We start from the raw sequence: 6,953 nt of genomic DNA on the forward strand, positions 1-6,953 counted from the left end.
GGGTCAGGAGGTGGGCTTGTCGGTGGCCGGCTTGGCGGGGGCGCGCTTGCGGGCCGGGCGCTTGGCCTTGACGTCGGCGGCCGCGGTGGCGGGCTTGGCGGCGCGCTTGCGGGTGGGGCGCGGCTTGGCCTCGGCGGCGGCGTCGGCGGTCGGGGTGTCGGCGGCGGGCTTGGCGGGGGCGCGCTTGCGGGCCGGGCGCTTGGGCTCAGCGTCGGCGGCTGGCTTGGCGCGGCGGGCCCGCATCGGGATGACCTTGGCGGTGGGCTCGGCCGGGGCCTGCTGCTCGGGTTCCGGCGCGGCCTCGGGCGCGGGCTCGGGCTCGGCCATAGGTTCCGTGTCCTCACCGGTGTTCTGCGGCTGGGTGTGCGCTTGCGGGCCGCTGTCGCGCAGGGAGGTGCCTGCCTCTGGCGTCGACTCGGCGATCACCTCGGACAGTGCGCTGTCGAAGGCCTCTTCCCAGGGCCGGTGGCCGACGTAGAGGGGCTTGGTGTCGAAGACGGGCAGCAGGCGGTCGCTGATGGCGTTGTAGAGGACGACGCCGGGGTCCTTGTCGGGTTCGAGAGCGCCGATGTGGACCCAGGTGTGCCAGCGGCGGCCGTGCGGCAGGGGGGCGATGCCCTCGGCGGGCTCGTGGTCGGCGGGCTGGGTGCCGCCGGTGGCCCACAGCTGGATGGTGCTGCCGTCGCCGATCAGGCGCATGCCGATCTGGCGGTCGTGGGGGCCGTCGAGGTTCACGATGTCGTCGATGACGAGTTCGTTGAATGTCCAGCCGAGGTGGCCCCCGAGGGTTTCGGCGGTTTCGTGCAGGGCTGAGGGTGCGAGTTGCACTGGGTTCTCCAAGGGGTCGGTGGTGCTGTGCGAAGGCCCCGCCCTGGTGGGGCGGGGCCGGCTGAGGGTTAGGCCGGGAGGGCGGCCAGGAGGGTGCTGGCGGCGTTGGCGAGCTGGTCGGCCATGGCCTCCTCGCTGGCGGCGTAGCTGCGGGCGGCGCGCAGGGCGTCTCGGGCCTTGGTGGTGTCGCCGCGGTCGAGGAATGTGGCGGCGGAGGCGAACTGGACGGCGGTGACGGTGAGGGCGCTCTCCTGGTCCTCGCAGGCGGCGCGGTTGACGAGGGCGCGGGCGCGGGTGGCCCACCTGCGGGCGGAGGCTCCGAGTTCGGTGTGGTCGAGCTGAATGTCGAGGATGGGGGCTGCGAGCTGCATTCGGTTCTCCACGAGGTCGGTGGTGCTGTGCGAAGGCCCCGCCCCCTGGTGGGGGCGGGGCCGGTATGGGTCACGCGGGCTGGCCCCGCCCCTGGCGGGGGCGGGGGCGGCGTGGGTCAGGCGGTGGTGTGCTGGAGGGCGCGGGTCGCCTGGGTCAGCCCGGCGACGCCCGACTCCTCGGCGTAGCCGTAGGCGGCGCGGAGGGCGGCGTCGGCGCGGTCCAGCTCGGCGGCCACCGTGCGCAGCGCCTGCTGCTGGATGGGGTCGCTGGCGTGGGCGGCGGCCTGGCGGGCGCGGTCGGCCCACTGGCGGGCGGTGCCGGGCTCGTGCTGCATCGGTTCTCCCGTGGTCGGTGGGGGGAGGGACCGTTTCCCCTCCCTTGTTGCTCTTATTTTACTGCCATTAGGGGTAGGGGCAAGAATTTTCGGGAGAAAAATCGCAGGTCAGACGGCTTGTTTGCCGATGAGCCGGTCCGCGAGCCTCATCGCCTGCTGCGCCGCCTCCGCCACCGCCAGGCGGCCCACGATCTCGTCGCGCTCGTTGAACAGGGCCTCGCGCTCCCGCACGGCCTGCTCGTACAGATCGCCCTGGGCGAGGGTGTCGCCGCAGGCGATGACGACGTTCGGGCCCAGGCCCCACACGATCGCGTTGACGGCCGCGCCGGCCGCCGCGAGCGGCTCAAGCTCGTTCAGCGCCCACACGTAGTCGGCGGGGTCCGCCTGCAGTTCGCGCAGACGCTGGGCGAGGGAGCGGAACATGCCGCCCGTTCCGCCGGCGGGCTCGTGGAACCGCTGGCCCTTCTCGGGCGGCTCGTCGCCGACGAGCATCCGGGCCATCATGTCGCACAGCTCCGGCGGCGTGTGGTACTCGCCGAGGCCCTGCTTTGCGCCGTGCGAGCGCAGCGAGGTGATCGTCCACGACATCACGTCGGTGTCGGAGCGGTTGTAGGGGTCGGGGTCGCCGGTCAGCTGCAGGATGCCGTAGCGCAGCGCCGTCTCGGTGACCCGGCGCACCGCGTACGCCTTCTCCTCCACGCCCTGCTCGGTGAGCCAGCCCATCAGCGGGGCCATGCGGGCGCCCAGGTCGGGGCGGTGGGACCAGGTGTGGGCGTAGATCTCGCGGTAGCCCTGCAGCATCTCCCAGTCGGAGCAGTTGCTGATGATGCGGGCGACGTCCTCGGTGTGGCCCTTGATGGGGAACAGGGCCAGGCCGCCGACGATGCTGACGGGGATGTCCATGCGGTAGCCGCCCCAGTTGGAGGCGTGCCAGGTCTCGGCGACGGCTTCGCCCAGGCGCTGCCCGGCATTGCGCGGGTTGCCGATCAGCAGCGGCGTGATGCGGCGCGGCGCGGGGATCGGTGCCTGGATGGACGGCGGTTCGGGGCGGGGGTCGGCGAACAGGCCGCCGGGCTCGGCGTCGGCGGCGACGACGGGGCGGGGCGCGGGCGCGGTCGTCGGCTGGATGGCGAGCTGCGCGGCCGGGCGGGGGGCGGGCGCCGGGCGAGGCGCCGGCGGGGCGGTGAGCGGGCGGGCCGGCTTGGGGCGGGCGGCGAACGTCGCCGGGACCGGGGTCTCCTCGGCGAACAGGTCGAGCTGATCCATGGGTTGCTCCTTCGAGTGCGGGTACGACGGCGCCCCGCCGCCCGGGCCGGGGTCGGCCGGGGCGGCGGGGCGCCGAACAGGGGGTGAGGTCAGGGACGGCCGCAGGTGCCGGACACGGTGTCGGCGAGGCAGAGGACTGCTGCGGCCAGGCCGCTGAGCAGCTGGGTGATCTCGCTGGCGTCGTGTGAGGTGACGTCGCTGGGGATGGTCCTGGCGGCGTCTTCGGCGATCTTCCGGAGATCCCACGTCTCCGGACCGGTGCGCTTGGGTTCCGGCTTGGCGGCCGGGCCTTCGCGGCGGGCGAGAACCACGTCGTCCACGGTGGTGAGCAGGCGGCCGGGGCGCAGCCCGGGGTACTCGTCCCAGTAGTGGTCGAGCAGGAGGCGGACCTTGCGCTCGTCCTTGTCCCAGCTGGCGTGGACGCCGTACAGCTCCTCTTCGGGGTTGGCCTCGACGAGGAGGGCCGGGGTGAGGGCCGTGCAGCCGTCCGGGGCGGCGGCGGGGATTATCGGGATGATGCCGAGCTTGCCGAGCGCGCCGTTGATGTTCTCGGCGTGGTCGAAGGCGGCCAGGGCCTTGCGGGTGGCGTCTGCCTTCTGGCGGCGCTCGTAGGCGGCTTCGGCGTCGTCGAGCCACTTCTGTTCGGGCATGGCGTTCCTTTCGGTGTGCGGGTCAGCTCCAGCGGGTGGCCGCGCGGTGGTGGCGGCTGAGGTAGGGCACCGCGGCGTCGGGGTGCTCGCGGGTGATGTGGTCGCGGGCGGCGTCCCGGGCGCCGTCGCGGGTGGTGGAGCGGCTGAACCGGGTGCAGGTGAAGGACATGGAGGCCGCCGAGTCGCACGTGGCGCCGACCACGTAGATCCGGCAGCGCCAGATCCAGCCGTGGCCGTAGCGGGCGCCGGGGACGTTGCCCCAGCTGACGGTGGCGGCCGGCTCGAAGGCTCCGGTGACCTGGAGGAGGCTGTCGGTGCGGTAGCGGTTGAAGCTGTCGTCGGGCAGGACGGTCGGCGGGATGTCCCGCCAGGTGAGGGTGAGCGGCGGCCACTGTTCGGGGGCGGGCCGGTCGTCGGGGATGCACTGGTCGGCCGACGGCAGCTGGGGCCAGTCGGGGACGAGGGAGCGCAGGAGGTTCTGCTGGTCCACGGTGGTTCCTTCCTGGGCTATTCGGCGGTGTCGGGGTCGGCTTCGTGCCAGGTCCACGCGCAAGCGCCGATGCCGTACAGGCCGTCGCGGTTGGGCTCGATGACGTCGGCGCCCGTGTCGCTTTCGTTCAGCCACTGCCAGCTGATGTGGAGGACGACCGTGAGGAGCGTGCCCTTGCCGCTGGGCTTGCGCCGGCGTGCTGCCTTGCGGGCGGCCCGGGTGGCGATGGCGATCGTGGTGGCCTGCTCGGCTCCCTGGTCCAGGTCCCGCCAGTTGACGCGGACGGCGAGCCCGAGCGGTTCGCGGTCCTCGTGCTCGTCGTCCGTGTCGCGCTTCAGGTCGCTGTCGAGGATGTGGACGGTGTCCCGGCTGTCCAGGCGGCCCTCGATGACGTGGATCGTGTCGATGCAGTCGTAGCCGTACTCGTCGGCCATCTCCTGCGTGCGGGCGGCGATCTGGCGGACGGTGTCGAGGGTGAACGCGGGGACCAGCCAGCCGTTCCACCGGAAGGTGGTGTCGACCTGGGCGTCGTAGGGGCCGAGCGTGTCGTCGATGCAGACCCTCATGTGGGTCAGGCGGGCGTCCGTGTCGGACACGGTGTTTCTCCTTCGTGGTGTGCGAGGGGCCGGGCGCCCGCGGTGCGGGGCCCGGCCCGTGGTTGGGGTGGGGTCAGAGGTCGGAGGTGGAGGCGGCGAGCGCGTTGACGAGCAGCGCCACGGCCTCGGTGGTGCGGCCCATGACGATCAGGGCGCTGTAGCGGTAGAGGATCGAGGCGGCGCCCAGCGGCAGCCGGTCGAGGTACTGCGCGAACGTCAGCTCGCGCAGCGGCCAGGCCCGGTGCTGGAACCCGGAGCGCAGCGCGGCCGTCGCCATGCGGTCGGCGTAGCGGACGGCCTGGGCGTTCAGGTCCAGGTCCGGCGAGGACAGGGCGACGGCCTGGGGGCCGTGCAGGCGGGCAATGGGGCCCGGGCGGCGCTGGGCTTGGCAGGTGCGCCGGCGGGCGCGGACGGCGCGGATGCGTTCGACGTCGTAGTGCTGCCGGGCGGTGCGGCGGGCCGCGGCGCTGGTGGCCGCCTGGACCGTGTAGAAGGACAGGCAGTCCACCCACAGGTTGCTGCACAGCTCGGCGTGGGCATCGGGGTCGTCGGGGGCGGCGTGGACGGCGAGGATGCGCATCGCGTGCGGTTGTTCGGTGAAGACGACGAACCAGCTGCGGCTGGGGTCGGTGGCGGTCATGCGGATCTCCAAGAGGTTCTTGCAGTCGAGTGGTGTGGCACATTCGAGGGCCGGGCGGCGGGGTGTCCCGCCGCCCGGCCTGGGGGTGTCAGCGGCTGATCTGGCCGATGTAGACGTGCATGTCGCTCGCCACGAGCCACAGGCTCTTGGTGACGAGCGCGGTCTCGAAGAGCGTGCTGTAGAAGCAGTGGCAGACGACCTGCGTGAACTGCTCGCGGGTGAGGCCGTGCTCGCGATCCTTGGGGAGGAAGTCGTCACCGGCCTCGAAGGCCTTGGCGAGGGCCTTGTTGACGAGGTCGGCGGCGTCGCGGACGTCGGCGCCGGTGACGTCGTGGCGGTCGACGACGTCCACGACGTCCAGGCCGGGGTAGGGGGGAAGGGGCATGAGGGTCGAAGTGCTGGTCACGTTGCTCTCCTCCAGGAGGTCGGGTGCGGTCCGGAGGAGACCCTAGGAGCCCCCCGCCGTCCTCTCATTCTACAACACATGCCCGTTTGTGCCCGATTGTGGGGGGAAAATTTCCGGCCTGGGGGATTTTTTCAGGCGCCCGGCCGGGGGAACCGCACCACGAGCGCGGTCGCGTTGTCGCAGGCCTCCTCGCGCCTGCGGCCGATGGCCAGCGCCTCGGCGACCAGCGCGGCCGCGCTGTCCTTCGCGTCCAGCGCCAGCTCGGCAGCCATCTCCAGCAGGCCCGGCTCGTGCTCCTCCAGCGGGTGGTACACCCCGTCCGAGCAGAGGATGAGCTGAGCGCAGATGTCCACCTCGCACTGCGCGTGGCCGACCGCGCCGTCCTCCAGGTTGGCCGTGACCGAGTTGTGGTCCCACTTCTTGGGGGTACGGCCGGCGTCCAGCAGCTCCTGCGCGAAGTTGTGGTCCTTCGTCAGCGGATCGAGACCGGCGATGTAGGAGAGCCGGTAGGCGCGGGCGTCGCCGGACCAGGCCACGCGCAGCAGCGGGTCGTCCGGGTGGTAGACGGCGACGACCGCGACCGCGCCCGGGTCCAGGTGGCCCCAACGCCCCCGCAGCCGGGCGATGATCCGCTCGCGGATCCGGATGATCGCCTCGGCCGGGTCGCCCGAGCGGGCGGCTTCGCGGGCCAGCGCGGGCGCCCACCGGCACACGTGGGCCCGCACCTCTTCCTCGTCGCCGATGCCGTCGAGGACGACGTACGCCCACCGCCCGCTTGCCCGGTCCTGGCGTACGGCGTACGCGTCGCACTGCACGTCGCGGCTGCCGATGGCTTGGGCGACCGACACCTCGGGGGCGCTGGCGACGACGGCCGCCGCGCGCTGCAGGCGCGCCCAGTGCCCGACGAGCTCGGCGCTGGCGGCCGGGAGCGGCTGCAGCAAGCCGTCACCGCGCGGCGCCCCGGTGACGATGACGGGGCCGCGCAGGTCCGGGCCGGGCCCGCCGGCGAGGTCGTGCCAGGTGCTGAGCGCGACGCCGTTGCGGGGGCGCTGATGGCCGGTCACGCCGACGTGGACGGTCAGGTGACGGCCGAGCCGCCAGGCGGTGACCGGGCCGTCCAGCTCGGCGGCAATGTCCGCCTGCTGACGCTGAGGGTCGTCGGCCATGTAGAAGTCCTCGATGTGGCCGTTGGGCTGTACGTAGATGGCTGCCGTGTTCACGGGTGCCCTTTCGGGTGCGAGAGGGGCGGGGGGGGGGCCGGGGGGGGGGGGGGGGGGGGCGGGGGGGGGGGGGGGGTGGGGTTTTGTGGTCTGTGTGGGGTGGGAGCGGGGGGGGGGGGCCCGCGCGTCCTGTTGCGGGTGGTGGTGTGGT

The 6,953-nt window shown here is 73.2% G+C and carries 10 protein-coding genes; all 10 read right to left on the reverse strand.

The features are described 5' to 3' along the window. Positions 1-3: 3 nt before the first annotated feature. Positions 4-840 (reverse strand): hypothetical protein, encoded by an 837-nt coding sequence (locus tag ACWEK3_RS32270; RefSeq protein ID WP_453251241.1) that lies wholly within the window; start codon positions 838-840, stop codon positions 4-6. A 56-nt stretch (positions 841-896) separates the two neighbouring features. After that, positions 897-1,199: a hypothetical protein gene (locus ACWEK3_RS32275; protein ID WP_453251242.1), complete on the reverse strand. Its 303-nt coding sequence runs from the start codon at positions 1,197-1,199 to the stop codon at positions 897-899. 116 nt (positions 1,200-1,315) lie between these two features. Next, entirely contained in the window at positions 1,316-1,534 is a 219-nt protein-coding gene (locus ACWEK3_RS32280) for a hypothetical protein (protein ID WP_453251243.1), read from the reverse strand. A gap of 108 nt (positions 1,535-1,642) precedes the next feature. After that, positions 1,643-2,800, reverse strand: coding sequence for an N-6 DNA methylase (locus tag ACWEK3_RS32285; RefSeq protein ID WP_453251244.1), 1,158 nt, complete (start codon positions 2,798-2,800; stop codon positions 1,643-1,645). A gap of 89 nt (positions 2,801-2,889) precedes the next feature. Continuing rightward, positions 2,890-3,450, reverse strand: a complete 561-nt coding sequence (locus ACWEK3_RS32290; RefSeq protein WP_453251245.1) for a hypothetical protein — start codon at positions 3,448-3,450, stop codon at positions 2,890-2,892. Positions 3,451-3,472: 22 nt separating this feature from the next. Then, positions 3,473-3,940 (reverse strand): hypothetical protein, encoded by a 468-nt coding sequence (locus ACWEK3_RS32295; RefSeq protein ID WP_453251246.1) that lies wholly within the window; start codon positions 3,938-3,940, stop codon positions 3,473-3,475. Positions 3,941-3,957: 17 nt separating this feature from the next. Continuing rightward, positions 3,958-4,536 (reverse strand): hypothetical protein, encoded by a 579-nt coding sequence (locus tag ACWEK3_RS32300; protein ID WP_453251247.1) that lies wholly within the window; start codon positions 4,534-4,536, stop codon positions 3,958-3,960. A gap of 73 nt (positions 4,537-4,609) precedes the next feature. Next, complete coding sequence (locus tag ACWEK3_RS32305) at positions 4,610-5,176, reverse strand: hypothetical protein (RefSeq protein WP_453251248.1); 567 nt, start codon at positions 5,174-5,176, stop codon at positions 4,610-4,612. 88 nt (positions 5,177-5,264) lie between these two features. Continuing rightward, positions 5,265-5,582: a hypothetical protein gene (locus ACWEK3_RS32310; RefSeq protein WP_453251249.1), complete on the reverse strand. Its 318-nt coding sequence runs from the start codon at positions 5,580-5,582 to the stop codon at positions 5,265-5,267. A 131-nt stretch (positions 5,583-5,713) separates the two neighbouring features. Beyond that, positions 5,714-6,802, reverse strand: a complete 1,089-nt coding sequence (locus tag ACWEK3_RS32315) for a hypothetical protein (protein WP_453251250.1) — start codon at positions 6,800-6,802, stop codon at positions 5,714-5,716. Positions 6,803-6,953 lie beyond the last annotated feature (151 nt).

Source organism: Streptomyces sp. NPDC004721, assembly GCF_053601495.1.